We start from the raw sequence: 25,846 nt of genomic DNA, 5'->3' as shown, positions 1-25,846 counted from the left end.
TGGAACCGCGCGGTCAGGGGCCGGTGAGGCGGCGGTCGCCGCGGGTGGTGACCACGAACACCTGCCAGTTGTAGTAGGTGTAGTAGTTCCGGATGTCGCGCTTGATCTGGCGCGCGTGCAGCCGCACCGCGTCGACGTACGCCCAGGAGTGGTTGTAGGCGTACAGCGCGCGCCGGTAGTCGCGCGGCGCGCCCGAGGCGCGCAGGTAGTTGGCCGCGGCGAGCAGGGCGTCCCGGGTGTCGTGGACGTCGCCGCCCATCCCGTAGGCGGCCCAGGTCCCCGGCATGAACTGCATGGGCCCCTTGGCGCCCGTGTGGCTGGGCGAGCGCACGCGGCCGAACTTCGTCTCGACGAACATCACCGCCGCCAGCACCTCCCAGTCGACGCCGAACCGGCGCTCGGCGTGCCGGAAGTGCTTGAGCAGGACGTCGGCGGGCTCGGGCTCCCGGACGCGGAACCTGGCCGGCCTGCTGACGGGGTGGACCAGGGAGAGCAGGTTCCGGCCGGCCGTCACGTTGGCCTCCGCCTCCCCGGCCAGGGCCTTCGACAACCCGGGGTAGGTGCGGGAGGCGGTCTTCGGGTTGCGGGCGAGGTGGCGGTAGATGCGCTGCTGGTGCAGGGCCAGCAGCACCACCGGCTCGGGAGCCCTCCCCTCGGCGGGGTCGCCGTCGCGGATCCAGTCGTCGATCGCCCGACGGAGCCGTGCGGTGGTGTCGGTCAGGGCACGGGCCAGCCGGGCCGGGTCCTTGGGGATCGCCGCACCGGGGGCGGGCAGATCGGCGGCGGCCTCACGCGCGGGCTGCGTCGCCGGTGCCGTCGCCGGTGCCGCGGATCGCTCCGGAGCCGTCCGCTCCGCCGTACGGCCGGCCGGGGCGGCGGTGGAGGCCGATCCCTGCGAGGCGGCGCAGCCGGAGACGGCGACGGCCAGGGCGAGGAGCGAGGCGGCCACCGGCCCGCCGCGCCGCCGGGTGCGCGCGGCCACCGGCTCGCCGTGTCGCCAGGGGTGCACGTCCGCCGATCCGTCGTGCCGCCGGGCGCGCGCGGCCACCGGCTCGCCGTCCGGAGAGCCCGCCCGCGCCGGCCCCGCCCACCGGCCGGCTCTTCCGATCTTCGTCTGCTGCTGCTCCACCGGCCCCAACGTACCCGAGCGGCGGCCTCTCAGGCCGGTTCCCCGCTCGGCCGGTGAGCCGTCCGGGCGAGGGCGGAGCGGGCCGGGCCGGCTACCAGCCGAACGGGAAGGGGACGTGACCGGGGGTGACGTAGGAGTAGTCCCGGGACTCGACGACCAGGCCCCGGGCGTCGAAGCGGAGCATCGTGCACCCCGAGATGGTCAGCGGTCCGCTGTCGTAGCGGCACAGCGCCCAGTACTCTGCGGCGGCCTGCTCCCCCTGGACCAGCGGCGCGGCGAAGCGGGCCCGCGTCGGCTCGACCTCCGACGCGAACGCGTCCTGGAGATATTTCCTGAGCCCGGCGCGTCCCCGGTGGGGAGAGCCGAAGGGCGTCGACCAGTGGACGCCGTCCTCGGCCTGGAGCTCGACGATGGCCTCGGCGTCCTGCTGGGCCCATCCTGTCGTCCACACCTGTGTCCAGCGCAACGCGGCCTCGTGAACGTGCACGGCGATCCTCTGCGGTTGATGACCGGTTCCCGTCGCCGCGAACACTACGACCTGCCCGGCCGGTGTGCCAGGTCGGGAGGATCACCGGCCGAGGATCCCGGCCGCCCTCCGGATCTTCGCCCCGCCGTACTCGCCGCGGTCGACGCATACCGGGCGCGTCCCGGCCAACGGGATTTCTCCCCTGCGGGAGCGAGTTGTCGGTGCCGTCTGGTTCGGTGGTCGGGACAGATCGCAGGGGCGGTCATGAGAGGCGGCGGACATGAGAGAGCAGCGGCTCCCGGTGGGGGACGAGGAACGGTTCTGGGGGCTGGTGGAGGCGGCCTGGGCGCCGCTGGGGGCGGAGGTCGAGCGGGCGCGACGGGCGCTGACGCACCGGGCGGCCGGTCCCGGCGGAGACTCCCGCGACGCGTCGGTCGCCGTGGTCGAAGCCGCTCTGCCGAAGTTCCTGGGCAACCTCCGCTCCGCAGGCGAGGGGCTGTCGGCGCAGGAGCTGACCGATCTCGACCGGGTGGTCGAGCGCAAGCTCTACGACATCGACCGCGCCGACGTCCAGGCGGTCACCGACGGCTCCGACGACGGCTTCCTGTACGCGCGCGGCTTCATCGTGGCGATGGGCCGCGACTTCTACACGGCGGTGGCCGAGGATCCGGAGACGGCGGTGCCGGACGCCGAGTGCGAGCGGATGTGCTACTTCTTCGCGCACCTGCACCATGAGCGCCACGGGGCCTTCCCGGACACCGGTTCGGGGATCTCCCGCGAGTCGTGCTCGAACCCGGCCGGCTGGCCCCGCTGACCCGCCTCCCGCGGTGCCCGTCCGCTCCCGCCGCACGGCGGCGGTCCGGACGGGCCGTCGTCCGCTCTCCGGGGCGGACCTCCGACACGGCCCCCTGACCGGTCCCGCTCGTCGGAAGGGCCGCCCGAATGCGGCTCACCGACGTGTGCGGAGGGCCTGGACGGCGGTGGTGATCGCCTTCCTGCGATAGCCGTTGACGGGCATGGTGGCACCGTGGGCGTGGCGGACGACGCCCTGGGAATCGATGAGGACGCTGCCCGACTGCTGCACCGCGCCGAAGACCTTCCTGCTCAGGCCGATCATCTCGTGCGGGCTGCCGAGGCGGCCGGTGAGGACGGGGAACGGGATCCGGCGCTCGGTCTTCCACGCGGCCGCCGTCCGACGGTCTTCGGGAACCGCGACGAACACCAGGATGTCCTCGGCGGCGAACTCGTCGCGGCGCCGGATGAGGTCTCGGACGTGCCGGTTGCAGACCGGGCACGACGTCGACCGCATGAAGTAGATGAGCACGGCGTGACCGCCCCGGTGGTCGCGCAGGCGGAAGGTCCGGCCGTCGGTGTCCTCCAGTACGACGTCGGGTGCGGGCGATCCGGTTTCGAGCATGGGCGGGCTCCCCTTCGACTCGGGTGGTGGGAATGGCTCGGGTGGTGGGGATACGGTCCGCGCAGGCCGGGCGCGGGTGGTTCAGGCCTGGTGCGGGCGGTCGGCGGTGTCGTTCCTTCCGTCCAGGCTGTGCCGCAACCTGCTACGGGCCCGGTGCAGCTGGGACTTCATCGCGGCGTTGCTCAGCCCGAGCCTCTCCGCGACCACCGGCCCCGGGTGACCCAGCACATCCCGCATGATCAGTACTCTGCGCTGCACGTCCGGCAGCTCCCTGATCGCCTGTGCGACGAGATCGGCCTCCAGCCGCCGGATGACCTCCTCCTCGGCCGACGTCGCCAGACCGGCGTCGGCCTCGTCATAGCGGTCGAACAGCAGCCGGACCCGGCGCAGGCACTCGTTCTGGACGATCCGGAACATCCACGACGCCAGCGCCCCGGTGGCGCGCAGCGAACCGATCTTCCGGTAGAGGATGATCAGCGCTTCCTGGGCGGCGTCCTCGGCATCCTGCGGGGAGGCGCAGAGATGCTCCGCGAAGCGCCGCACATGGGAGTGGGCACCGTGGACCACCGCGGCGATCGACTCTCGATCACCGGCCTGTGCGGCCTCGATGAGTTGTGCGCTCGCCCAGCCGCGGTCAGCCACGTCCGCGCCCCTGCCACCGGAACGGGGCCGTGAAAAGCGCCCGCCGGACAGCCGGCACCACGACGTCACTCATCCGAATCTCCTTCCCAGCGTGACCGTCACCCCATAAGAGGCCCCCGCACCGCGAAAGGATTCACCGTCTCAGGGCCGACTTCGCCGGGAGCACCGCGACCGGTACGCCGGCACGCGGTCCGTCGCGGCGCGGGACGGCCCGCCGGCCGCTCACGGCCCGGCCGGCGGGTGCGCCCCGGTGGACGATCGGGGCGGTGCGTCTCAGGACGACGCCCCGTAGCGGGTGACGGTCGCGGCGGTGCGTCTCAGGACGACGCCCCGTAGCGGGTGACGATCGCGGCGGCGCGGTCGCACAGGGAGTCGCGCAACCACTGCGGGGCCAGGGCCTCGGCGTTCGTGGTGAGCTGCCACAGCGCCCATTCGGCGTGCCTCGGATCCTGGAAGGTCACCTCCATCCGCAGCCAGCCGTCCGGGTCGGCCGCCTCGGCGAGGACGGCCAGCGCGGTGCCCACCAGGTCCTCCCGCCGCGCCGGATCCACCCGTACCAGCACGGCGACCTGGTCGCCGCCGGTCCGGAACCGCGTGCTGCGTTCCTGCCAGGCCCGGTCCAGGTCGACCCGGTCCGGTCGCTGCGCGGGTTCGGCGAGCTCTTCGGCGGCCAGGATCCGGGACAGCCGGTAGGTGCGGTCCGCGCCGGACCTCGTGGCCAGCAGATAGCCCCGGTCGCGTACGGTGACCAGGCCGACCGGATCCACCGTGCGCCACTGCGGGGTCTGGTCCGCGGCCGCGTAGTGGATGCGCAGCCTGTGCCCGGCGACCACCGCGCGCAGCACCTCGGCCACCACGGCGTCGGGCACCTCCTCGGTGGCCAGCCGGCGTGAGAGGAGGTCGGTCTCCGGGTCGATGAGCAGTCGCTCGGCCGCGCCGGCCGCGGTGTCCCGATAGCTCTCGGGCAGCGCGTCGACCACCTTGAGCATCGCCGAGGCGAGCGCCGAGCCGAGGCCGAACGCCTGCGCGCCGCGCCGCGATCCGGCGACCAGCAGGGCGAGGGCCTCGTCGTGGTTCAGTCCGGTGAGCTCGGTCCGGAAACCGGGCAGCAACGCGAAACCGCCGTGCCGGCCGCGTTCGGCGTAGACCGGGACGCCGGCTGCGGACAGCGCCTCGATGTCGCGCAGCACGGTGCGGGTGGACACCTCCAGCTCGCGGGCCAGCGCGGCCGCGGAGAGCCGACCGTGCCGCCGCAGCAGGAGCACCAGCGAGACCAGCCGGTCGGCGCGCATGCGAAAACTTTATCGGAATACGCGACAAAAGATGTCGTGATTTGCCGGGAGGCTGATCGGCGTCACGAAAGAGGCGGCGGCCACCGCGCCGACAGGCGTGCGTGATGTCGACGAACCGGATGGAGCTGATACGGCAATGGAACGAACGGCGGTCAACCCGTGGGCGTGGTCGGTGGAGCTGGGGTACAACCAGGGCGAGATCGTCTCGGGGCACACCCGGACCCTGTACTGCGCCGGGCAGACCGCGATGAGCGGCGACGGCAAGCCCCAGCACGCCGATGACATGGCGGCGCAGCTGGCGCTGAGCCTGGACAACCTGGAGGCCGTGCTCGGCGAGGCCGGGATGTCCCTCACCGACCTGGTCCGGCTCAACGTCTACACCACCGACGTGGACCGGCTCTTCGAGCACTACGGCGTGCTGGCGGCGCGGCTGGGCGCCGCCGGGGCGGCACCGCCCACCACGATGCTCGGGGTGACACGGCTGGCGATCCCCGGCCTGATGGTCGAACTCGAGGGGACCGCCGTCGCGTGATGCGGCCTCGCCGCCTCCGGCAGGACCGTCGGAGGCGGCACGGGTGGGCCTGACCCGCCGATCGGGTTCAAGTGCCCTCAGGTTCAAGTGCCCTCAGGTTCAAGTGCCCTCAGGCTCAAGCGCCCTCAGGCTCAAGCGCTCCCGGCCTTGGGCGCCCTCGGGTTCAAGCGCTCTCAGGCTTGATCACCCCCGAGGAAGGCGCGCACCTCGTCGGTCTCGGGGACGCCGAGCTCCTCGTAGAGCCCCAGGGCCGAGCGCCCGTGCTCACGCGCCCGGTCGTCCTGTCCGAGGCCGAGGTGGGCCCTGGCCAGGCCGTCGTGTGCCCGGGCCTGCTCGGGCCGGTTGCGGGCCGCGCCGGCGAGCGCGAGCGCCGCCGTGTGCTCGTCGATCGCCCGCGCCGGGTCGCCCAGCGCCAGGGCGGCCTCGCCCAGACCGTTGAGGGCCGAGGCCTCGTCGCTGCCGTTGCCCATGGCGCGGTAGAGCTCCCCGGCCCGGCGGTGGCGGGCCATCGCCTCCTCGGCCCTGCCCTGGTTCCGGAGGGCCGAGCCGAGATGGTTGAGCACCCGGGCCTCGCCGAGCCGGTCGCCTTCCTTCCGGTGCAGGGCCAGCGCCAGGTCGAGATGGCGCCGGGCCTCCTCGTGGCGGCCCGTCTGGACCAGGATCATGCCGAGGTCGGCGAGGACGAACCCCTCCCGGGCCCGGTCGCCGGCGATCCGGGTGAGGTCGAGCGCCTCCTTGAGGTGCTTCTCGGCCTCGGCGCTCTCCCGGCGGCGCCAGGCCACGTTGCCCAGGGCGTTGAGCGCGAGCGACCGCTCATGCGGGTCCTCGCAGGCGGCGAGCGCCTGGCGGGCGAAGTCCTCGGCCTGCTCGTAGTCGCCGCGCCGCCAGTGGGTCCAGGACAGGTCGGCGAGCGCGCGGCCCGGCGGCATGGCGTGCTCCCCGAGCGCGCGGCTGCGCTGCAGTGCGATGCCGTGCAGGGTCAGGGCGTCGTCGTGGTGGGCCCGGCGGTCGAGGTAGGGGCTCAGGGCCACGGCGAGGTGGCTGATGCACACCTCGGGCCCGTGGACCACGGTCGCGATGATGTTGGCACGCTCGGCGTCGAGCCAGCCGATGGCCTCCGCCGCGCCGCCGATGGGCTCCACCGGCGTGATCTGGGGCGGCATGTTCGGCCGGTCGGGGACGCTGTGCGGGAACAGCAGCCGGACCGCCGAACGGGACCGGTGCAGGTAGTGCAGGAGCAGGCGCATGAGCGCGCCGCCGCCCGGGCCGCCGTCCGCATCACCGCCCGGGCCGCCGCCCGGGCGCTCGGCTTCGTTCAGGGAGCGGGCGTGCTCGCGCAGCAGGTCGTGGAGGGTGTACCGGCCCGGCTCGCGCTGCAGGAGCATGTGCGCGTCCAGGAGACCCTCCAGCAGTCCCTCGGCCTCGAACACCGGGACGTCGGCGAGGGCCGCCGCGGCGTGCGGCTCGATGTCCTGGCCGGGAGCCAGCCCGAGCAGCCGGAACATCCGCTGCTCCGCCGTACCGAGCTGCTCGTAGGAGACCGTGAACGCCGCCGCGACGCTCCGCTCGGACGTCGCGAGCTCGGCGAGCCGCCGCCGCTCGTCGTGCAGGCGGCCGGCCAGGTAGGAGACCGTCCAGCGGGGCCGGTGCTGCAGGCGCGCCGCGGAGATCCGGATGGCGAGCGGGAGGTATCCGCACGCCTCCAGCACCTCGTGTACGGCCTCCGGCTCGTCGGCGGCCCGCTCGCCCACGATGCTCTCGAAGAGCGCGACGGCGTCGCGGGACGGCAGCACCTCCACGGACAGCGCGTGCGCGCCGTCCAGACCGGTCAGCCGCCGGCGGCTGGTGATCAGCAGCAGGCTGTCGGAGACGCCGGGGAGCAGCGGACGCACGTGCTCGTCGTCCGCCGCGTTGTCGAGGACGGCGATGACGCGGCGCCGCGCCAGCTCGGCACGCCACAGGGCGCTCCGCTCGCTCTCCGCCGTCGGGATGTCGGTCAGGCCGAGCTGCCGCAGCAGGGCCTCGAGCGCGGCGGAGGCCGGGAGCGGGTCCTGGCCCGCGGTGTGCGCCCGCAGATCGATGAAGAGCTGACCGTCCGGGAAGCGATCGGCCAGGCGGTGGGCGGCGCGGACGGCGAGCGTGGTCTTGCCGATGCCGGCCATGCCGTCGATCGTCACGATCGCGTTCCGTCGCCCCGAGACGAGCCGGTCCAGCTCGGCGGTACGGCCTGCGAAGTCGGGGATGTCATAGGGCAGGAAGTTCGACCGGATCCTGTCCCCGGCCTTGCCCTGGTCCTGGTCCTGTTCCTGGTCCTGGTCCCGGTTCTGTTCCTGGTCCCGGTTCTGGTCCTCGGCCGCGACCTCGGCCGTGATCCTGAGCGCGGGGGCGTCGGTCAGGACCGCCTGCTCCAGTTCGGCGAAGGCGCGGCCGGGATCGAGGCCCTGCTCCTCGGCGAGAGCCGTACGGTACGACCGGGCCGCGGCGAGGGCATCGGCCTGCCGTCCGGAGCGGTGCAGAGCCAGGACGAGCTGGCCGACGAGCCGTTCCCGCAGCGGCTGGGCCGCCACGTGGCCGGCCAGCTCGTCGAGCACCCGGCTGTGGCGCCCCGCGTCGAGTTCGGCCTGCATGAGACGCTCGACCGCGGTCAGCCGCCGGTCGTCCAGCAGCGCACGGGCGCCCTGCGCATAGGCGGCCTGCACGTCGGCCAGGGCGTCGCCGTTCCACAGTCCCAGCGCGTCCCGGAACCGGCCCGCCGCGACCAGCTCGGTGAAATCCTGCACGTCGAGCCAGCCCGGAGCGGGGAGCGCGACGTAGCCGCCCGGCCGCGTGCCGAGAATGTGGTCGGCTCCGACACCGCGGAGCGCCCTGCGCAGGGCGGTGATCGCGGCGTGGACCTGCGACCGGGCGGTGTCGGGCCGGTCGTGTCCCCACACGGCGTCGATCAGCTTCTCCATGCTGATCACCCGACCGGCGTTGAGCAGCAGGTAGGCGAGGACCGCGCGATGCCGCGGTGCGATGCCCCCCACCACGTCGCCGTCGGCGAGCACCTGCACCGGACCCAGCAGTGTGAAGCGGATCTGCACGTATCGCCCTTCCATCGCCGACGCATCGGGAATCTATCAATCCGGACATCCATCCTCGTAGCTGTCAGGAAGACAGCACGTCGGAGGAGCGAGAACGATGCAGGCACGGATGAAGAACCCGGTGACGATCATCCCGGCCGCGATGCAGCCGATCCAGGCCCTGGCCAAGGCCGCCCACTCGCAGGGCGTCCCCGAGGAGCTCCTGGAGATGGTGCACCTGCGGGTCAGCCAGATCAACGGCTGCAGCTTCTGCGTGGACGCCGGCCTGAAGAATCTCAGGAAGCTGGGCGAGGGCGACGAGCGGATCGGCCTGGTGTCCGCCTGGCGCGAGGCGCCGCACTACACCGACGCCGAGCGCGCCGCCCTGGAACTCGCCGAGGCCGCCACCCGGCTGGCCGACCGCGCCGACGCGGTCTCCGACGCCGTCTGGGACGCGGCCGCCGACCACTTCGACGAGCGGCAGCTCGCCTCGATCCTCCTGCTGATCGCCGTGACCAACCTGTTCAACCGCCTCAACGCCCCCATCCGGCAGATCGCCGGCACCTGGTGAAGGAGTCCTCCGTGTCCGTCGTCCGGTCCCACACCTACTCCGTCGACCCCGCCGACCTCGAGGAGTTCCTGGCCCGCCGGGCCTCGCTGATCGGCACCGTCCGCGAGACGCATCCGGGGCTGACGGCCGCCCTGCTGGTCGAGCTGGAGGACGGCACGTACAGCGACACCTGGCACTGGGAGAGCGACGCGCAGATGGGCGCCGCGCTCGCCGCCATCTCCACCTTCCCGGAGGCCCCGCTGACCATGGCGCTCACCAGGGACGCGGCGGCCCTGAACGGCCGGGTCGTCGACGAGCGCTGAGTCTCCGCCGGCATGCCGCGGTCGTCCGTCGAGTCTCCGCCGGGACGCCGCGGTCGTCGCCCCGGCTGCGGTCGTCATCCCGGCCGCGGTGGCGGCTCCCATCGCCCGGCGGCGCGAGGTGCCGCCGGGCGCCGCGGATCCGGCCCGCCGCGAGGTGGGCGGGCCGGATCCGGAACCCATGCGCCATCCTGGACGGAAAGGATCACACGTGCATCCCCGCCTTCGCAGGAGTCGCCGATGTCCGCCCGCCGGATCGTCCCCAACATCCAGTCCGAAGCCCTGGAGGAGAACGCGGAGTTCTACGGCCTCCTGGGTCTGGAGGAGGTCATGAACCACGGTTGGATCGTGACCCTCGCCTCCCCGTCCGCTCCCGGGGCGCAGGTCAGCATCATGACCCGTGACAGGACGGCACCCGTCGCCCCGGACATGAGCATCGAGGTGGACGACGTGGACACCGCCTACGCGGCCATGCTCGGCAGCGGCGCCGAGATCGTGCACCCGCTGCAGGACGAGGAGTGGGGTGTCCGCCGGTTCTTCGTCCGGGCCCCGGACGGCCGCGTGGTCAACGTCCTGGGGCACCGCTGATCGTGCGGTGGTCAGGGGACGATGTGGGAGTCGCCTCATCAAATGCTCATGCGATGTGCCGGTGCCGGCTCTCACTTCTGAGGGCCGGCCGAGGGGAAAAGAGAACCCTGACGTGTCTGGCGGTACCGGGCGGCTGCGTCGCGGCGTCCTCAGGATCAGTCACCGCTCCATGGCGATCAGTTCGGGTAGGTCAATGGGCGCGTCCGGCGCGCCGGTCTTCGGCCTTTCGCGTAAGCGCCGCGCCGACCAGATCACGGCGTTGAGCGCCGTCCATGCCACGCCGTCGAGAACAGCAGCGCCCGCCTCGAACGCCACCGCGGCGTCGCCACCCGCTACGACAAGCCGACCGTCCGCTTCCAGGCCGTCCTGACCATCGTCATCATCTGGGAGTGGCTCTGACCGGCTTATGAAACACGCCTTAGGTCGGCCGTGCGCTCGGCGGCCTCGGCCTGCCCCAGCGTGCCGGGCGGGACCTCCACGTCCGTACGGCCAGCCAGCCCAGCCAGCCCGGCGGGCAGAGAGCGCCGCAACGCCTCCTCCGCGCCGACCCGCCCCCGCCGGATGAACTGGTGTCGCATCCGATACGGTTGCTCCAGGTAGGGGATGAGTTCCCCGTGCCACGCTGCGGCGAAGGCGTCGACTGCGAGCGTGGCGTACAGGTAGCCCTGCGGGTCGTGTACGAGCACGGTGTCGTCACTCACCTCCAGCACCACCAGGTAGTGGTCGGCACCGAGCGCCTTTCCTGCCCCGGGTTGGTACGACCGCGGACCGAGCTCGAGCGGCCCAGCCAGCACGGGGGCGTCCTGGCAGGCCCAGCGCAGCCGATCGAGCGCTGCGGCGGCCGTCCCTCCATCCACGCGATCGCACTCTCAGCCGACCAGGCCGATCGCTGCGTCCAGCCCGACCACGGGGTCCAGCCGAACGAGTTGAACAACGGCAGCCGGCCGCCGATGAGCTGCATCCCGTAAGGGGAGCCCGTCAGAACCTCGATCACGGCCGGGGGCGGCACCTAGCCGCTGAGGACCATCGCGAGGGAGTTGGCATAGCAGTACGGCCCGAAGCCGACATAGGTGACGGACGTGCCCCGCACGATGCCGCCTGACACGGTGTCAGAGTCGAGCCCGTCCACGGCTGGCCCGTAGCCGTCCCTCCGCGCAGGGGCGCTGGCGACGAACCAGTGTCGGCGTGGCGGCATCACGGTTCCCGGGGGGTGAGGTCGAGCCGGGCCAGCCGGTCGGGGTCGGACAAGATATCGATTGCGGCGATCTTGCCGTCGGAGATGGTGAAGCTCATCACGGAGAGCATCTGGTCGTCGATGGTGTTGACGAGGCCGGCGGCACCGTTGACCAGGGCAGGATACGTGGTGGCGGCAGTAGCCATGCGCTGGAATGTGGCGAGCTGTCCGGCCACGGCCGCGATGCCCCGGATGACCTTCAGACCACCGGCGAGCACACCGCCGTCGGCGCGCAGCACCACGTCGGGGGCGAGGATGGACACCAGCGCCTCGAAGTCGCCGTCGCGCGCGGCGGCCAGGAACGCGTCCACCACCCGGCGCTGATCAGCCAGGTCGGGGTCGGGGTTCGGGGCCGCGCCACGCACCCGCTGGCGGGCGCGGCTGGCGAGCTTCTTGGCCGCCGCAGGGGTGCGGCCCACGATGGGCGCGATCTGGTCGAACGGCAGGCCGAACATGTCGTGCAGCACGAACGCCAGCCGTTCGGCCGGGTTCAGGGATTCCAGCACGACCAGCATCGCCAGCCCCACCGCGTCGGCCAGCAGCACTTCCTGTTCCGGATCGGTGACGTCCTCGCGGCTGATCACCGGGTCCGGCAGGCGGTCCTCCAGTGCCTCCTCGCGCCGGGCCTTGCGGGCGCGGAGCATGTCCAGGCAGACCCGCCCGACCACGGTGGTCAGCCAGCCACCGAGGTTGTCGATGTCGCCGGAGTCCGAGCGCGCCAGTCGCAGCCATGCCTCCTGGACCGCGTCCTCGGCTTCGGTGAGTGAGCCGAGCATGCGGTAGGCGACCGCCCTCAGGTGGGGGCGGTGGCCCTCGAACTGGTTGGCCAGGAATTCGTGGGGTGTCACGGTCGCAATCCTCTCCTTCGACTACGTCACACTGCTGACGCAGCAAACCAGGCAAAGGTGACCGCGAGCCCACCGGTCACCTTTCATCCGCCGCATCCGTCATGCCGGCGACCACACACTCACGAAAGGCGCTGACGATGGGCAGGACGGATGTTCACGGAACGGTGGCGGACGGTTTCGAGCAGGTGCGCGAGGAGTTCGCCGTGGTGGTGGCCGAGCAGGACGGCCAGGCGGGCGCGCAACTGACCGCTTACGTGCACGGCCGACGGGTGGTGGACCTGTGGGCGGGGGACGAGGTGAGCGGTGACACGCTGACCGGCGTCTACTCCTCCACCAAGGGCGCCGCGACGCTGGTGACGGCGTTGCTGGTCCAGGAGGGGGACCTCGATCTGGAAGAGCCGGTGGCCCGGTGCTGGCCGGAGTTCGCCGCCGCCGGCAAGGACGCGGTCACGCTGCGGGACGTCCTCAGCCACCGCTCGGGCGTCATCGGCGTCGACGGCGGGCTGGCGGCGGCCGAGCTCGCCGACGACCGGGTGATCGCGCGCCGTCTGGCCGGGCAGCGGCCGTACTGGCGGCCCGGATCGGCCTACGGCTACGGCGGGTTCGTCTCGTTCGCCCTGGTGAACGAGGTGATCCGAAGGGTGACCGGCCGGTCGCTGCAGCAAGTCTACGACGAGCGCATCCGGACCCCGTACGGGCTGGACCTGTACCTGGGGCTGCCCGAAGCCGAGGAGCAGCGGTTCCGGCCGATCCAGTGGTGGACGGCCACCCCGGAGCAGGAGGCCGCGTTCTGGGCGAACGTGCCCGGGCCGCACAGCATTCTCGGCGTCGGATACGGGCTCAACAGCACACCGCCGCTGGACCAGGTGGCCTTCGTCAACACCCGGGCAGTGCGCGCGAACGGCCAGGCATCGGCCGGCGGCGTGGGCAGTGCGCGCGGCCTGGCCGGTCTGTACGCGGCGGCCGTCTGGGGCATCAACGGGCAGCCTCCACTGCTCAAGCCGGACACCGTCGCGGAGTTCACCCAGTTGCACTCCGTCGGCGGCGACCTGGTACGCGGCGATCAGGGCAACTACGCGCTCGGTTTCCAGGCCAAGGGCCTGCGATATGCGTTCCTCAGCGCGAACGCGTTCGGCCACGACGGCTCAGCGGGCTCGGAAGCCTTCGCCGACCCCCGCAGCGGCATCGCCTTCGGCTATACGCGCCGCCGCTTCGGCTTCGGCTGGTCCTACCCCGAACACGACCGGCTCACCGCCGCCGTCCACCGCGCCGCCACCTGCTGAGGACGTTCCATGAGCACACCCACCGCCCCCCGTCCTGAGAAAGGCGGCCTCGCCCTGCTGGTGATCGCCGCGGCGCAACTACTGATGGTGATGGACGGCACCATCGTGACCGTGGGCCTGCCCGTCATCGGGACCGGCCTGCGGATCGCCGAGGCAGACCTGGACTGGGTCCTCACCTCCTATGCCCTGGCCTTCGGCGGCCTGCTGCTGGCCGGCGGCCGCGCCGGAGACCTGTTCGGCCGGCGCAGGCTGTTGCGCGCCGGCCTGGTCGTCTTCCTGGCCGCCTCCCTGCTGGGCGGTCTGGCCGGCAACGGAACCGTGCTGATCGCCGCCCGCGTCCTGCAGGGCATCGGCGCCGCGATCGTCACCCCGGCCGCGCTGTCCCTGCTCGCCGACACCTTCCCCGCCGGACCGGAGCGCAACAAGGCGCTCGGTGTGTACGGCGCCATGGGCGGCCTGGGCTCGGTCGCCGGCCTGCTGCTGGGCGGCGCGCTCACCGAGTACCTCGGCTGGCGATGGATCATGTTCGTCAACATCCCCATCGCGCTGCTGGTCCTGGCCGGCACCTCCGCCCTGCTGCCTGGCACCCGCGAGCGCGGCGGCCTCGACCTGCCCGGCGCGGGCACCGTGACCTTCACCCTCGGCTCGCTGGTGTTCGCGATCAACCGGGCCGGATCCCACGGCGTCGGTGACGGGCTCACCCTGACCTTCGGCGCGGCCGCCGTCGCCCTGCTCATGGCGTTCCTGCTTATCCAACGCAGCGCGCGCAGCCCGATGCTGCCCTCAGGCGTGCTGGCCGACCGCGGTCGGCTCGGTGCCAACCTGGTCATGCTGCTCATGGGCGCCGGGCAGCTGGCCACCTTCTACTTCCTCACCCTCTACATGCAGACGATCAAGCAGTACTCGCCCATGATCACCGGGCTGGCCTATCTGCCGTTCGCGATCGGCATCGGTCTCGGCTCCGGCGTCCTCGGCCCCCGGCTGCAGGCCCGCGCCTCCACCCGGAGCGTGACGGCGATCGGCATGGCGGTGGCCGCCGCGGCGATGGGCTGGTTTAGCCTGCTGACCCCGGACCAAAACCCCCTGCTCGTGCTGCTGCCCGCGCAGCTCGCCGGCGGCATCGGCCTGGGCATCGGCTTCGTCACCGCCACCATCGGCGGCGTCCAAGGCGTCGCACCACGCGACTCGGGCATCGCCTCCGGCCTCGTCAACACCAGCCAGCAGATCGGCGGCGCACTCGGCCTGGCCGCCCTGGCCGGTATGGCCGTCACCGCCACCGCGAGCAGGCCGCAGGGCACCCCTCTGCACGACGCGCTCACCAGCGGCTATACCGCCGGCATGCTCGGCGCGGGCGCCTTCTACCTGGCCGCCATCCTCACCGCCGTCCTCCTCCTGCGGCCGCGCCCCACGCGCCGCAGCGCAGAGCCCCTCGGCGGCACCGCTGGGTGAAAATCCGTCACCTCACCGGTCACCTTCGCCTCGTGCGACCCGTCAGAACAGCGAGACACCGTTCAGAAAGGAACCTCACCACCATGACCGCCACCGAGCAGCACAACCGCCAGTCGCGCCTGCCCAACCCCGCCGTGCTCGTCCCCGAGCTCAAGGACATCGGCGGCGCCCTGTACAAGGCGACCGGGAACGGCACGATCCCGCAGACCACCATCAGCTTGGTCCAGTTGCGCGCCGGGCAGATCGCCGGCAGCACGTACCTGACGGTCCTGCACACCGGCAACCTCCGCAAGGCCGGGGAAACAGAGGAGCGCATCACCGCCGTGGTCTCCTGGCGGGACGCGCCCTACTTCACCGACGCCGAACGCATCGCGCTGGAACTGGTCGAATCCGTCCTGACCCCGAGCCCGTCGGGCGAGCGCGTTCCCGACGAGCTGTACGCCCGGGCAGCGCAGCACTACGACGACAAGGCGCTCGCCACGCTCATCATGGCGATCGGCCAGGTCTGCTTCTTCCTCCCGCTGGCTCTCATCGGCAAGCCGCTGCCCGGTGTGTCACCGGCAGAGCAGTGGAGGGAGTAGCCCTCAGGGGACCTCGCTCAGGGTGAGGACACTGCGCCAGTGCCTCACCCCGAGCGCACCCGCCCGAAGGTCACGCGTCCGAGCATCCGCCGCGAGGCGAACGGTAAGGAGGGTGACATGGTGGATTCAACCGGTCGTCGCAACACCAGCTTCCTGTACCGCTAGTAGGTGCTCGCCGAGGACCTCAGCAGGCGTCTACCACCCGGCTGACAGCCGCTGATCAGCTGTGCCGCGGCGGCCGACGGCACGGCCGTTTCCCTCTGCGGCCTGGTCTATCGGGAACTCGGACAGCCGCTGCTGACCGCTGTGTCCGTCTGCTCGGCCGTGCCCGGATGCCGCCCGATTCGGCACCTGCCTGATCCCGGCTCCGGTTCACGGCGGCCCACGCCTGAGCGCGATCACACATCGCGATCATGCAACACCGGAATACGCTGGACGTGAATGTTTACACCTATGGTGATGTAGACCCGGAAGGTTTTCCACGCAGAGCGTCTTCGGAGGTCCTGTCGGGAAAGACTCGACGCCGGAAAGGGAGCAGAGGCGAGAGAGCTGGGAGCACGCGCCTCACAGGAACCTCCAGCGGTTGTTGCTCGAGCCGTTGTCGTCGGCGAGCACGACCTGCGCGCCCTGGGACGTACCGCCGAGGCCGAGGACCCGGCCGCCGTTGGCGCACTGGATCCGGAAGACGGCACCCGACCCGTAGCGCAGCCGCCAGCGATGGTCGGCGGTGCCGTTGTCGGCCCACTGCACAACGCGCGCCCCGGCAGCGGTGCCCATGTTCTCCACGCCCAGTACCTTCTGGCTGTTGGAATTGCGCAGCCGCAGGTAGCCGCCGCTGTCGACGATCGCCGTCCACAGATGATCGGCGGTGCCGGAATCGCCCCACTGGACGACGAGCGCGCCGTCGGCCGTGGACATGCCGGTGACGCCGAGCACCATCCCGGTGCCCACGTTCTGGATACGCCGTGCGCCATTCGGCACGAACCGCCACTGGTTGTCCGCGCTGCCGTTGTCGGAGTCTTGGACCACCTGAGCGCCGGTAGCGGTCGAGCCGTTCTGGATGCCGAGCAACTTGGAGCTGTTGACGTTGCGGATCTTGACGGAGCCGTCGCCGACATCGGTGATCGTCCAGCGGTGGTCGGCGGTTCCGGTGTCACCCCACTGCAGCACCCGGGCATTGTCGGCGGTGGACATGTTCTCGACGCCGAGCACCTTGCCGCTGTGCACGTTGCGGAACCGCAGCGCATCGCCGTCGACGACCGGGACCCAGTCGTGGTCGGCGGTGCCGTTGTCGGTCCACTGGAGGGCCAGGCCGCCGTCGGCGGTGGACATGTTCTGGATGCCGAGGGCCAGCCCGCTGGCCGCGTTGAGCAGCCGGAAGCTCGCCGTGTCGGTACCGCCCTGGCCGCCGGTGTTCCAGTAGACGACGTAGTTGTGGTCATGCGCGTCGTAGAACGGCCCCAGCTGCACCGATCCCCCGTTCGCGATGGCCGTGAAGGCCAGGGACGAGGTGCTGGTCCGGGTGATCGATGAGGAGGTCAGGGCCGGGGCCGACGACAGGCTGGTGCCGCCGTAGTCGCCCGACAACACGACCGGGCCGTAGGTGACGGCCTGCACGCCGGGGTTGTCGTTGGCGGTCTTCATGACCACCCGCATGGGCAGCCGCACGGTCACGGTGTCGCCCGATGTCCACGACCGGGTGAGGCTGGCGTAGGAGCCCGGAGCGGCGGCGACGTCTTGCCGGACTCCGTTGACGCTGATCGTCGCGCCCTGGGTCCAGGCAGGGACGCGGATGCGCATCGTCCACGACCCGCTCACGTTGCCGGTGACCTGCAGCGACGTGGTGTCGCTGACCGGGTAGGAGGTTGTCTGGGTGACCGTGATGCCGCGCTGGCTCCAGTTGAGCGTGGAGGGCGCGAACAGGTTCACGAACAGAGTGGTGCCGTTGTGGAAGTAGATCGAGTCCATCAGCTTGGTGTTGGACTCGAGGCCGGTGCCCTGGCAGCACCAGAAGGAGTTGTAGTCCGTGCTCCAGGTGCCGCCGCCCCAGGCCGGGCCGACGCCACGGCGTCCGCCGGGGTTGAGCGGGGTGAAGTAGGTGACGTGCCCGCGTGCGTCGCTGGGGTGCTGCTGCCCGATCAGATGGTTGAGCAGGGCGTTTTCGTAGTAGTCGAAATAGTCGGCCCGGGTCGGCGACAGCATCCACAGCTCCCGGGTCAGCTTGAGCATGTTGTAGGTGTTGCACGCCTCGCCGGTGTCCCTGGCCAGGTAGGCGGCGATCGCATTGGGGGCGCGGAAATGCTCGGCCTGACTGTTGGAGCCGTTCACGTACGTGTGCGCGCCGACAGTGATGGACCAGGCGTTGACGGCGATGTCGCGGTAGCGGGTCGCGCCCGTCGCCTTGTACTCGCGGGCCGCCCCGGTCCACTTGGGAACCTGGGTGTTGGCATGCAACCCGTTCAGCTGGTCCTGGCCTGCGGCCAGCGGGTTGAACACGGCCGCGTGGTCGAACCGCTGGGCCGTGGCCAGCCAGCGGGAGTCGCCGGTTATCTGGTACAAGTCCGTCAGCACGGCGTTCATGCCGCCGAACTCGGTGCCGAGCATGGCCTGCATCTGGCTCGAACTGAGCCGCGACGTGCGGGTGTCCACCCACCCTGCCAGGGCCAGCAGCACGGTCCTGGCCTGGGTGTCGCCGATCAGCCGCCACACGTCCAGCAGTCCCGCCAGGGTCTTGTGTATGCAGTAGTACGGCACGTTGCCGTTGGTCAGCGTGCGGTTCTCCACTGCCGTGATGTCCGACTCGGGGAAACCGGACAGGTAGCCGCCGGTGAACCCGGCGGCGCCGTTGTTGGCCTGGCATCTGGCCAGTTCGGCGACCATGTATCTGGCCTTGTCCCGGCAGGTGGTGTCGCCCAGTACGGCGTAGGCCTGCGCCCACGCCGTCAGGAAATGGCCCTGCACATGGGACCGGAACGGGAAGCCTGGCGCGTCCCAGCCTCCGTTGGCCGCCGCGCCGTTGGTGGGCAGGCGGTGATTGACCCGGAAGACGTACAGCAGCCGGTCGACGTCGACGAAACGTAGATAGTTCAGGGTGCGGTTCTGGTTGTCCAGCCAGCGGCCGGAGGTCAGCCGGACCTGGCCGAGATCGAATTCGTAGGCCGAGACGCCGATGTCGGCTCTGGCCCAGGGGATGGCGGCCAGAGCGGGGGATGTGCCGGCTAGCTGGCCGACGACCGTGAGCGCGGCGCTCGCGCCTGTGGCTTGGAAGAGCTGACGACGACTCAAGGACATGCGGAGCTCCTTGGAGATGGGGGGCGGTGACCGGCTGCCGGTCACGGTTCAGCGGGTCAGCCTCTGGGAGAGGACGCCCATGGTTGTCGGCGCGGAGACGCTGCTCCCGGACAATATGTTAGCGTTAACATTCGGTCCTGCAGAGAGCGGCATGACCTACTCCGTTGAGCGCGTTGTCGCGGAGTGCATCCGACGGTCCGGTCCGGCGTCAACGAGGAACTGCCTCCCACGCGAAGGCGGAGCCGCGGATGCGGAGTGACCTGGGCGTGTGGTGTCACCCAGGCTGGACGACCTTGTGCATCCCATGGGCGGGGATTCATGTTAACGTTAACATTTCTCGGTGTGACCCTCCTTCAACACCTGACGTCTTTAGTGGTGATGGCGGCGAGTAAATACACCAGACCCGGATGTCGTCAAGGGGCGGGGTCCTTGGGCGCGATCGGACCGGGGAGGTGTCACCCGTCTGTACAGCCGATTCTCCGTTTCCGCAACTTACGAACGCCGTGTGAAATTTTCATCGCTGATATCGGCGGCTTTCTGCTGCCTCGTTCCACATGCGGTCTCTTAACGGCTCCAGGGCGCCGACCGCCGAGTAGCGATCCCAAACGGATCACGCCGAAATCTTCGTCCAGGGCCTGTTTCAGAAGTCAGCTGAGGACTGGTCCCGCCCGAGAGCTCTATGCGCCCGGGCGGTCTCAGCGGTCCAGCAGGTCACATCACGGGCGATGCGATCCGGCTCGCGTTCGACGCCCAGATGGTGTCGCTCGCGGACGGCATCGCGATACTCGACCTCGTAGGTACCGTCCTCCAGGCGGGAGACCGAGGCGAACCAGACCGGATCATCGTCGTCGGGCTCAACGATCACGAAGGTGTTGTCCGGCGAGGACAACCCGATGATCATCTCGTGGAGCGCGTCTTCGGACGGCTCGACGACGAGCTCGCCCCCCTCGGTCTCCGCCTTCAACCGGAGGTACTCGCCTGCCATCACCTGGCCCCTTTTCCGCCGTGTGCCGAAAGGCCAGGATCTCAGCCTCGGCGCGGGACGGTGATCACAGCCACTCGCCGATCACCGCGATCTGGACGGTCGCCTCGTAGCGGACGGCGAGCTTGTCATAGCGGGTGGCCACCGCCCGGTGGCGCTTGAGTCGGTTGATACCGCACTCGACCGCGTGCCGGGCCTTGTAGTCCTCGACGTCGAAGACCGGTGGCCGGCCACCGGCCGATCCCCGCTTTGCGCGATGGCGGATCTGATCGGCAGGCTGCGGAATCGTGGCGCGGACACCGCGTCGGCGCAGGTAGGCGCGGATGGCGCGTGAGGAGTAGGCCTTGTCGGCCCGTACCCGGTCCGGCCGGGTGCGAGGACGGCCGGGACCGGAGCGGGGCACCCGGATGCCCTCCAGCACGGCGTGAAACTGCGGCGCGTCCCCGCGTTGTCCCGCGGTGATCACCACGGCCAGCGGTTTCTGTCCCTGCTCGCAGGCCAGATGCAGCTTGGTGGTCCATCCGCCCCGGGAGCGGCCCAGGGCGTGGTCGTCCGGCTCACCGGTCAGCCCGCCGGGCGGCTCGAGTTGCGTCGAGCCGTCGCGGCGGGCCCCGGCCGCGTGCTGGTGGGCTCGGCAGATCGTGGAGTCCACGCTCACCTCCCAGGTGATCAGCCCGGTGGCATCGGCGCGGGTCTGCAGGGCGGTGACGATGCGCGCCCATACCCCGGCCCGCTGCCGGCGCCGGAACAGGCCGTAGACCGTCTGCCAGGGCCCGTAGCGCTCCGGCATGTCCCGCCACGGCGCCCCGGTCCGAACCCGCCAGCGGATGCCGTCGATCAACTGGCGCTTGGACCACACCGCTGGCCGGCCGGACTTCACTCCCTCCGGCAGCAGTGGTTCCAGCACCGCCCACTGCGCGCCAGACAGCTCACCACGAGCCACCCATAGATCATCTAGCGGCAGGGCGGCAACTTGATCGACTTCTGAAACAGGCCCTAGGCGGCGTCTCCCGCCGGACCTTCTACCGCTGGCGTGAACTCGGCCGTGCGCCTGCGTGCGTCCAGCTCCCCGATGACGAGCTTCGCGTCTGGGGGAGCGACCTCCTGACCTGGCTCGACTCTCTCCGGGAGGCCGTGTGAACACCACTTATGACGTGAAGTTCTGGGAGATCCAGCGGCGCAAGGACCGAAAGACGTTGTCCTTCCTCGTGCGCTGGACGGTGGACCGTAAGGCCAAGTCCAAAAGCTTCCGGACCAAGGGACTCGCCGAGAGCTTCCTGTCCGACCTGCGGCAGGCAGCCAAGGCGGGGGAGGCGTCCGACGTCACCGCCGGATTGCCGCTGTCGATGCTGGCCGCTGAACAACCGGCGGGGCCGACGTTCCTGGAGTTCGCGCAGACCTATGTCCTCAGCCGGTGGCGCACCTCGGCGGCCCGGACCCGGGAGACCGACGTCTACGGCCTGCTGTCGCTGGTGGCCGACCTGCCGAATCGGCCGGCGGACGGCGACATGCGGGAGCTGCTGCGTAGTCATGCCCTGCTGCCTGTGGACCGGCGCCCTGAGCTGCCCCACGCCCTGGTGTCGGTACTGGCCTGGCTGCAGAAGGCATCGCTGCCGCTGGCCGATCTGCAAGACCCTCGCGTGGTGCGCGCTGCCCTCGATGCCATCTCGGTGACCTTCACCGGCAAGGACGCCGCCGCGAACACGGTACGGCGCAAGCGTGAGGTCCTTCACCACCTGCTCGAACTCGCCGTGGAACAGAAGGAGCTCTCCGCCAATCCGCTGCAGGCGGTCAAGTGGACTCCGCCCAAGGCCGCGGCCACCATCGACCCCCGTACGGTCGTCAACCCCGAACAGGCTCGTGCGCTCTTGGCGGCCGTCCCCACGGTCGGCCGGACCCGTGGCGGACGGCTCCACGGCATGTTCGCCTGCATGTACTACGCCGCGCTCCGGCCGGAAGAGGCGGCGGGCCTGCGTCGCCAGAACTGCGACATTCCCGAAGAGGGCTGGGGCCTGCTCACCGTCGAGAAGGAGCGTCCCCAGGCGAACAAACGGTGGACGAACTCGGGGGAGACCCACGACTCCCGGGGTCTCAAGCATCGGGCGAAGGACGACACGCGGGAGATCCCGATCCCGCCCGTCCTGGTGGCCGTCCTGCGGGCGCACATCGATCGGTACGGCGTGGCCGGCGACGGGGGCCTGTTCCGGACCTCCAAGGGGCGCCCGTTCTCCTCCTCGGCCTACTCAGCGGTCTGGCAAGAATCCCGGCGGCGGGCCCTCACCGCCGAACAGGTCGCCTCGCCGCTCGCTGCCCGGCCGTACGACCTACGGCATGCCGCAGTGTCCCTGTGGCTGAATGCCGGGGTCCCGGCAACCGAAGTGGCCAAGCGAGCGGGGCACAGCGTCGACGTGCTCCTGAGGGTCTACGCCAAGTGCATCGAGGGGCAGCGGACCCGTGCCAACAGAAAGATCTCCGAAGCGCTGGAGGAATGATCTCGTTCGCGTGCTCAATCAGGCCCCGGCTATCCCGGGGCCTTCACTATTTGTGGAAACGACGCTTATTACACTCCAGTAATGATCGCGATGACGCCGGTTCTCGAACGATGGTCTGATGACTGCCCGTTCTGGACCGCCGAACAAGGTGAGTTCTTCCTGACGGTTCCCCGCTTCCCGACACCGGAGAAGGTCGGAGCCATCATGTGGGCGTTGATCTGGAGAAGCGTCACCGATGATGATCTTTCGATCACCGCGGCGAACGCGCCTGAAGCGATCGAGACGTATCTGACGTCCGCCGACGAAGAGGCCTACGCACCGGGCGGACTCCGCGTCATCTCTGGTGATGTCGTCATCAATCCTGGGTGTTGCGTAGGTCTCGACGAATGGCGCGATTGGTTGGGTGCTCTGAATGGGCAGCCGGTCGATCTCGGTCACGACCCTGACACGTGGCTAGAGAGCATGGGGCCGGTGCTGCGTCTTCGACAGGACAGAGACCACCTGCCTCCGGGAGAACTCCCGGGTTCGTCTGAGCAGTACCTCGACATCCCTCGCGATGCTCTGCCTGGCCTTCTCCGAAGCGTTCACCAAGACCTCGTAGGCTTCCTCGCCGCGCTACGTCAGTGGGCGCAGGACATCGCCCCTGGCCTGGCCGATCAGCTCGTCTCGGCTGTGGATCGGCGCTTACAGATCAGCGATCCCCTCGACGTCTGATAGGGCAAGGCGCCCTACTCCTTAAGGGGGCGACCTGGGGAAACGCATTCAAGATCGTCCCCCATATGTCCCCCGACCGCTGTCCTACGGCTGCACACGACGGCATTCGGCTGCATGTAATCGCCGGGAGAGGCCACGCCAAGCCCCTGGTCAGGGGCCTAACGGCTGGTGGAGATGGTGCCCCCGGCATGATTCGAACATGCGACACCCGCTTTAGGAGAGCGGTGCTCTATCCCCTGAGCTACGGAGGCAAGGGCTGTCTGTAAGAGTAGCGAAGATACCGGGCCTGTGCCCAGTCGGGGAGAGATCGAGATGGCGGCGGCGGGTCATCGCTTGCCTGCGGTGGGCCAAAGGGATGGCAAGCGGGTGAGCCGTCGGGGTGTCGGCATGGCTACTGTCACGCTCTGTGATCAGAATGCGGCGGAAGCGGATTCCCGGTCGTCGAGCATCGCGGCCGATGGTGCTGGGCGTGGCGATGCTGGTGCCGGCCCTGCTGGCGGGAGGCCTCATGATGGCCGAGGTCGCCGGATACGACCTGGCGGTGAGCGGCGGGGCCTCCGCGGAGCCGGAGCGGCGGAAGGCGTTCGGTGACGGTGTGCCGGTCGCGGCCGCGCCGCCCAGTGCCTCCGGAGCCCCCGTCGCGATCGGAGCGGCCCAGGGCGACCCGGCGGGCGCGCCGTCCGGAAGCGCGATGACCGGAGACACGGTGATCCGGGGAACGGTGACGGACAGTGAGCCGGTCGGGAACCGGGCGACGGAGCCGAGGCTGGTGCCCCCGCCGCTGCGCCCCTACCGGGTGTACGACGGCTGGATGCCGCCGGACCTGATCGGCCTGTCCTACTCCCGGCCGATGCATCGCTCCGGGGAGGCCGGGGAGGCCGGGGAGGCGGCGGAGACCGCCGACAGGAGGCGGAAGCGGCGGGTCTCCGGCGGGGGCGGGAAGGAGACGCCGCGCACGGTGCACGGGCCGGGTACGGCGCACACGCAGGAGCCCGTGGGGTCCTCGGGTCAGGAGACGCCGGACCGGTCGCCCACGCCGTCCCCCACGCCCTCGCCGGTGCCGCCGGCCGAGGAGGCGGCGGCGGGCACGGAGGCGGAGTGCTCGCAGGAGTGGCGGGACACCTGGCTCTGGGAGATCTGCCTGGACGGCAACCGGCAGAAGGTCTGACATCTCCGGGATCGGCGGAGGGCCGGAGACCGCCTGCGATCTGCCCGGGTGGAACCGGCGGGAAGCCTGGGGCGGAGCTTGCGGAATGGGGCGTTCGGCGCATAGCGGCTGCGAGGAGTCTGGCTCGGGCATCCGGTGAGCTGTAGTAACGTGCGTGCCTGACCCGGGTCACGAGTTCGCAAACGGAGGGGTCGAACGTGCTACCTCGTCGATCAGCGGGTCTGATCGTCGTTGTCGCGACGATGACTTCCCTCGTACCGGGGGTCGCCACCGCGCAGCAGGCGCCGCTGAAGGCCGGGGCCGCCGTGCGGCAGGAGCACGCGAAATCCCAGGCCGGTGCGCGGCAGGGCATGCCGGCCGAGGTCCGGGCCGCCGCCCGGCGCGATCCGGTGAATCTCACCGAACTCCGCCGGGACGCCGAGAAGGCGGCGAAGGACCTGGAAGCCGCCACCAAGGCGCTGGAGCAGCGGCGCGCCAAGATCCGCGAGGCGCAGAAGGCGCTGACCGCCAAGCTGCGCGAGCTGCAGACCGCCGAACGGGCCTTCGCCCAGGTGCGGCAGCCGCTGTCCGACCTCGTCGGACTGCTCTACCAGCAGCCGGTCGGAGGGGACGTGGCGGGCCTGCTGTCCGGGGACTCCAGCGGTGACACGCTGCGTGCGATGACGGGTGTCACCCAGCTCGTCGCCGAGCGGAACCAGGTGCTGGAGGAGAGCAGCCGACTGCAGGCCGAGCGTGAGCGGCTGGCGGCCGAGGCGCAGGAGCTGCGGGCCGGTACGCTCCTGGCGGAGGCCCAGATGGGGGCCGAGATCAAGACGCTCCAGGCGCGTTCGGACAAGCTGGTGAAGACGCTCACCAAGGCGCTCGTGAAACTGGGCATCAAGATCGACAAGGTCGGCCGGGCGGCGCTCGGATGTGATCCGACGAAGGTGAACTCGGCGGGCGAGTTCCCCAACGGCCTGATCCCGAAGGCCTACCTGTGCCCGCTCCAGCAGCCCGGCCACCAGCTCCGGGCCGACGCGGCGATCGCGTTCATCAGCATGAACGAGGCCTACCGCAAGAGGTTCGGCAAGCCCATGTGCGTGACGGACGCCTACCGGAGCCTGGCCGAGCAGCAGTCGGTCTACTACCGGCGACCCGGCCTGGCCGCCGTTCCGGGCCGCAGCAACCACGGCCTGGGGCTCGCCGTCGACCTGTGCGGGGGCGTGCAGAACTTCCGCTCGGCGGAGTTCAACTGGGTGGAGGCCAACGGCAAGAAATTCGGGTGGTTCCACCCCCAGTGGGCCTACTCCAGCCCTTTCGAGCCGTGGCACTGGGAGTACGACCCGAAGCTCGGCTCGCTCCTCTGAGCGCCCGCCGGCCTCCCGTCGGGCTCTCCCCGGCCGATCCCTCCCTCGGGTCCGGTCACGTCATCGGGGAGACCTGGGCGGTGCAGTGGCGGCAGCGGACGGCGGCCTTGGGGATCTCCGAGAGGCACTCGGGGCACTCCCGCAGCTTCGTCTCCTCCGGCGTGGTGAACCGGGCGGTGATCCTCTCGTAGGGGGTGATGACCAGGAAGTAGATGACCGCCGCGATCAGCAGGAACGAGATCACCGCGTTGAGGAAGTCGCCGTACGTGAGCGTGCCGGAGCCGATGTTCAGCTTCAGGTGGCTGAAGTCGGGCTTGCCGACGATGGCGGCGATGAGCGGGTTGATGAGGTCTTTGACGAAGGAGTTCACGATGGCGGTGAAGGCGGCGCCGACCACCACCGCGACGGCGAGGTCGAGCACGTTGCCGCGCATCAGGAACTTCTTGAATCCACTCAGCAT

25 protein-coding genes and 1 tRNA gene are annotated in these 25,846 nt (G+C 70.6%); 12 read left to right on the top strand and 14 right to left on the bottom strand.

Annotated features, from left to right (window positions below):
* Positions 1 to 13: 13 nt before the first annotated feature.
* Positions 14 to 1,129: a lytic transglycosylase domain-containing protein gene (locus HS048_RS38650; protein WP_196465861.1), complete on the bottom strand. Its 1,116-nt coding sequence runs from the start codon at positions 1,127 to 1,129 to the stop codon at positions 14 to 16.
* A gap of 91 nt (positions 1,130 to 1,220) precedes the next feature.
* Positions 1,221 to 1,616, bottom strand: a complete 396-nt coding sequence (locus tag HS048_RS01080) for a nuclear transport factor 2 family protein (RefSeq protein ID WP_068902273.1) — start codon at positions 1,614 to 1,616, stop codon at positions 1,221 to 1,223.
* A gap of 259 nt (positions 1,617 to 1,875) precedes the next feature.
* On the opposite strand from HS048_RS01080, the gene HS048_RS01075 reads away from it, so the two are divergent.
* Entirely contained in the window at positions 1,876 to 2,409 is a 534-nt protein-coding gene (locus HS048_RS01075; protein ID WP_196465860.1) for a DUF4240 domain-containing protein, read from the top strand.
* 135 nt (positions 2,410 to 2,544) lie between these two features.
* Here the strand turns inward: HS048_RS01075 and HS048_RS01070 are convergent, their stop codons facing one another.
* The 3 genes from HS048_RS01070 to HS048_RS01060 all read right to left on the bottom strand — a co-directional run bounded on the left by HS048_RS01070 (position 2,545) and on the right by HS048_RS01060 (position 4,946).
* A complete protein-coding gene (locus HS048_RS01070; protein ID WP_068902276.1) occupies positions 2,545 to 3,012 on the bottom strand; it encodes a peroxiredoxin in 468 nt (155 codons plus the stop codon).
* Between the two features lie 81 nt (positions 3,013 to 3,093).
* Positions 3,094 to 3,654 carry an RNA polymerase sigma factor gene (locus HS048_RS01065; RefSeq protein ID WP_068902284.1) on the bottom strand — a complete coding sequence of 187 codons (561 nt, stop codon included), beginning with the start codon at positions 3,652 to 3,654 and terminating at the stop codon, positions 3,094 to 3,096.
* Between the two features lie 317 nt (positions 3,655 to 3,971).
* Complete coding sequence (locus tag HS048_RS01060; RefSeq protein ID WP_068902286.1) at positions 3,972 to 4,946, bottom strand: YafY family protein; 975 nt, start codon at positions 4,944 to 4,946, stop codon at positions 3,972 to 3,974.
* A 136-nt stretch (positions 4,947 to 5,082) separates the two neighbouring features.
* Between HS048_RS01060 and HS048_RS01055 the strand changes: the two genes are divergently transcribed.
* Complete coding sequence (locus HS048_RS01055) at positions 5,083 to 5,478, top strand: RidA family protein (RefSeq protein ID WP_196465859.1); 396 nt, start codon at positions 5,083 to 5,085, stop codon at positions 5,476 to 5,478.
* Positions 5,479 to 5,651: 173 nt separating this feature from the next.
* Here the strand turns inward: HS048_RS01055 and HS048_RS01050 are convergent, their stop codons facing one another.
* On the bottom strand, positions 5,652 to 8,576 hold the full coding sequence (locus HS048_RS01050; protein ID WP_196465858.1) for an AfsR/SARP family transcriptional regulator: 2,925 nt from the start codon (positions 8,574 to 8,576) through the stop codon (positions 5,652 to 5,654).
* A gap of 82 nt (positions 8,577 to 8,658) precedes the next feature.
* Here HS048_RS01050 and HS048_RS01045 point away from each other — a divergent pair, with 82 nt between their 5' ends.
* From HS048_RS01045 to HS048_RS01035, 3 genes are all read left to right on the top strand, one after another.
* On the top strand, positions 8,659 to 9,111 hold the full coding sequence (locus HS048_RS01045) for a carboxymuconolactone decarboxylase family protein (protein ID WP_196465857.1): 453 nt from the start codon (positions 8,659 to 8,661) through the stop codon (positions 9,109 to 9,111).
* A gap of 11 nt (positions 9,112 to 9,122) precedes the next feature.
* Positions 9,123 to 9,413 carry a hypothetical protein gene (locus tag HS048_RS01040; protein ID WP_068902291.1) on the top strand — a complete coding sequence of 97 codons (291 nt, stop codon included), beginning with the start codon at positions 9,123 to 9,125 and terminating at the stop codon, positions 9,411 to 9,413.
* A gap of 237 nt (positions 9,414 to 9,650) precedes the next feature.
* Positions 9,651 to 9,998: a VOC family protein gene (locus tag HS048_RS01035; RefSeq protein WP_196465856.1), complete on the top strand. Its 348-nt coding sequence runs from the start codon at positions 9,651 to 9,653 to the stop codon at positions 9,996 to 9,998.
* Between the two features lie 159 nt (positions 9,999 to 10,157).
* Here the strand turns inward: HS048_RS01035 and HS048_RS01030 are convergent, their stop codons facing one another.
* The 3 genes from HS048_RS01030 to sigJ form a co-directional block, all read right to left on the bottom strand.
* The gene (locus HS048_RS01030; RefSeq protein WP_196465855.1) at positions 10,158 to 10,313 is read right to left on the bottom strand and encodes a hypothetical protein; all 156 of its coding nucleotides are present in this window, start codon (positions 10,311 to 10,313) and stop codon (positions 10,158 to 10,160) included.
* Between the two features lie 89 nt (positions 10,314 to 10,402).
* Complete coding sequence (locus HS048_RS01025; protein ID WP_196465854.1) at positions 10,403 to 10,855, bottom strand: hypothetical protein; 453 nt, start codon at positions 10,853 to 10,855, stop codon at positions 10,403 to 10,405.
* 337 nt (positions 10,856 to 11,192) lie between these two features.
* Positions 11,193 to 12,080, bottom strand: coding sequence for an RNA polymerase sigma factor SigJ (gene sigJ / locus HS048_RS01020; protein ID WP_196465853.1), 888 nt, complete (start codon positions 12,078 to 12,080; stop codon positions 11,193 to 11,195).
* A 137-nt stretch (positions 12,081 to 12,217) separates the two neighbouring features.
* Here sigJ and HS048_RS01015 point away from each other — a divergent pair, with 137 nt between their 5' ends.
* From HS048_RS01015 to HS048_RS01005, 3 genes are all read left to right on the top strand, one after another.
* Entirely contained in the window at positions 12,218 to 13,363 is a 1,146-nt protein-coding gene (locus HS048_RS01015; protein ID WP_196465852.1) for a serine hydrolase domain-containing protein, read from the top strand.
* Between the two features lie 9 nt (positions 13,364 to 13,372).
* Positions 13,373 to 14,812, top strand: a complete 1,440-nt coding sequence (locus tag HS048_RS01010; protein ID WP_196465851.1) for an MFS transporter — start codon at positions 13,373 to 13,375, stop codon at positions 14,810 to 14,812.
* Positions 14,813 to 14,895: 83 nt separating this feature from the next.
* A complete protein-coding gene (locus HS048_RS01005; protein WP_196465850.1) occupies positions 14,896 to 15,393 on the top strand; it encodes a carboxymuconolactone decarboxylase family protein in 498 nt (165 codons plus the stop codon).
* A gap of 564 nt (positions 15,394 to 15,957) precedes the next feature.
* Here the strand turns inward: HS048_RS01005 and HS048_RS01000 are convergent.
* From HS048_RS01000 to HS048_RS00990, 3 genes are all read right to left on the bottom strand, one after another.
* Positions 15,958 to 18,684: a beta-L-arabinofuranosidase domain-containing protein gene (locus HS048_RS01000; RefSeq protein WP_196465849.1), complete on the bottom strand. Its 2,727-nt coding sequence runs from the start codon at positions 18,682 to 18,684 to the stop codon at positions 15,958 to 15,960.
* A 640-nt stretch (positions 18,685 to 19,324) separates the two neighbouring features.
* Positions 19,325 to 19,669 carry a hypothetical protein gene (locus HS048_RS00995; protein ID WP_196465848.1) on the bottom strand — a complete coding sequence of 115 codons (345 nt, stop codon included), beginning with the start codon at positions 19,667 to 19,669 and terminating at the stop codon, positions 19,325 to 19,327.
* Positions 19,670 to 19,733: 64 nt separating this feature from the next.
* Positions 19,734 to 20,609: an IS5 family transposase gene (locus HS048_RS00990; RefSeq protein ID WP_196465847.1), complete on the bottom strand. Its 876-nt coding sequence runs from the start codon at positions 20,607 to 20,609 to the stop codon at positions 19,734 to 19,736.
* 193 nt (positions 20,610 to 20,802) lie between these two features.
* Between HS048_RS00990 and HS048_RS00985 the strand changes: the two genes are divergently transcribed.
* Positions 20,803 to 22,158 carry a tyrosine-type recombinase/integrase gene (locus HS048_RS00985; RefSeq protein ID WP_196465846.1) on the top strand — a complete coding sequence of 452 codons (1,356 nt, stop codon included), beginning with the start codon at positions 20,803 to 20,805 and terminating at the stop codon, positions 22,156 to 22,158.
* A gap of 81 nt (positions 22,159 to 22,239) precedes the next feature.
* Positions 22,240 to 22,872, top strand: coding sequence for a hypothetical protein (locus tag HS048_RS00980; RefSeq protein WP_196465845.1), 633 nt, complete (start codon positions 22,240 to 22,242; stop codon positions 22,870 to 22,872).
* A gap of 175 nt (positions 22,873 to 23,047) precedes the next feature.
* Here HS048_RS00980 and HS048_RS00975 read toward each other — a convergent pair.
* Positions 23,048 to 23,123: transfer RNA gene (locus tag HS048_RS00975), tRNA-Arg, on the bottom strand.
* 206 nt (positions 23,124 to 23,329) lie between these two features.
* On the opposite strand from HS048_RS00975, the gene HS048_RS00970 reads away from it, so the two are divergent.
* Together HS048_RS00970 and HS048_RS00965 are read left to right on the top strand one after the other, a co-directional pair.
* Positions 23,330 to 24,040: a hypothetical protein gene (locus HS048_RS00970; protein WP_196465844.1), complete on the top strand. Its 711-nt coding sequence runs from the start codon at positions 23,330 to 23,332 to the stop codon at positions 24,038 to 24,040.
* Between the two features lie 242 nt (positions 24,041 to 24,282).
* Complete coding sequence (locus HS048_RS00965) at positions 24,283 to 25,386, top strand: M15 family metallopeptidase (RefSeq protein WP_230880679.1); 1,104 nt, start codon at positions 24,283 to 24,285, stop codon at positions 25,384 to 25,386.
* A 55-nt stretch (positions 25,387 to 25,441) separates the two neighbouring features.
* On the opposite strand, the gene mscL is transcribed toward HS048_RS00965, so the two are convergent.
* Positions 25,442 to 25,846: a large conductance mechanosensitive channel protein MscL gene (gene mscL, locus HS048_RS00960; RefSeq protein ID WP_196465843.1), complete on the bottom strand. Its 405-nt coding sequence runs from the start codon at positions 25,844 to 25,846 to the stop codon at positions 25,442 to 25,444.

The sequence above is a fragment of the Planomonospora sp. ID91781 genome, assembly GCF_015711595.1.
GTDB lineage: Bacteria > Actinomycetota > Actinomycetes > Streptosporangiales > Streptosporangiaceae > Planomonospora > Planomonospora parontospora.
The sequence above is the reverse complement of the archived record's forward strand: the minus strand, read 5'-3'. Positions and strand labels throughout refer to the sequence as shown.

Coding starts and splice junctions, on each gene's coding strand:
- HS048_RS01075 (WP_196465860.1), top strand. CDS start 1,876: ATGAGAGAGCAGCGGCTCCCGGTGGGGGACGAGGAACGGTTCTGGGGG.
- HS048_RS01070 (WP_068902276.1), bottom strand. CDS start 3,012: ATGCTCGAAACCGGATCGCCCGCACCCGACGTCGTACTGGAGGACACC.
- HS048_RS01060 (WP_068902286.1), bottom strand. CDS start 4,946: ATGCGCGCCGACCGGCTGGTCTCGCTGGTGCTCCTGCTGCGGCGGCAC.
- HS048_RS01055 (WP_196465859.1), top strand. CDS start 5,083: ATGGAACGAACGGCGGTCAACCCGTGGGCGTGGTCGGTGGAGCTGGGG.
- HS048_RS01050 (WP_196465858.1), bottom strand. CDS start 8,576: ATGGAAGGGCGATACGTGCAGATCCGCTTCACACTGCTGGGTCCGGTG.
- HS048_RS01045 (WP_196465857.1), top strand. CDS start 8,659: ATGCAGGCACGGATGAAGAACCCGGTGACGATCATCCCGGCCGCGATG.
- HS048_RS01035 (WP_196465856.1), top strand. CDS start 9,651: ATGTCCGCCCGCCGGATCGTCCCCAACATCCAGTCCGAAGCCCTGGAG.
- HS048_RS01015 (WP_196465852.1), top strand. CDS start 12,218: ATGGGCAGGACGGATGTTCACGGAACGGTGGCGGACGGTTTCGAGCAG.
- HS048_RS01010 (WP_196465851.1), top strand. CDS start 13,373: ATGAGCACACCCACCGCCCCCCGTCCTGAGAAAGGCGGCCTCGCCCTG.
- HS048_RS01005 (WP_196465850.1), top strand. CDS start 14,896: ATGACCGCCACCGAGCAGCACAACCGCCAGTCGCGCCTGCCCAACCCC.
- HS048_RS01000 (WP_196465849.1), bottom strand. CDS start 18,684: ATGTCCTTGAGTCGTCGTCAGCTCTTCCAAGCCACAGGCGCGAGCGCC.
- HS048_RS00995 (WP_196465848.1), bottom strand. CDS start 19,669: ATGGCAGGCGAGTACCTCCGGTTGAAGGCGGAGACCGAGGGGGGCGAG.
- HS048_RS00980 (WP_196465845.1), top strand. CDS start 22,240: ATGATCGCGATGACGCCGGTTCTCGAACGATGGTCTGATGACTGCCCG.
- HS048_RS00970 (WP_196465844.1), top strand. CDS start 23,330: ATGGTGCTGGGCGTGGCGATGCTGGTGCCGGCCCTGCTGGCGGGAGGC.
- HS048_RS00965 (WP_230880679.1), top strand. CDS start 24,283: ATGACTTCCCTCGTACCGGGGGTCGCCACCGCGCAGCAGGCGCCGCTG.
- mscL (WP_196465843.1), bottom strand. CDS start 25,846: ATGCTGAGTGGATTCAAGAAGTTCCTGATGCGCGGCAACGTGCTCGAC.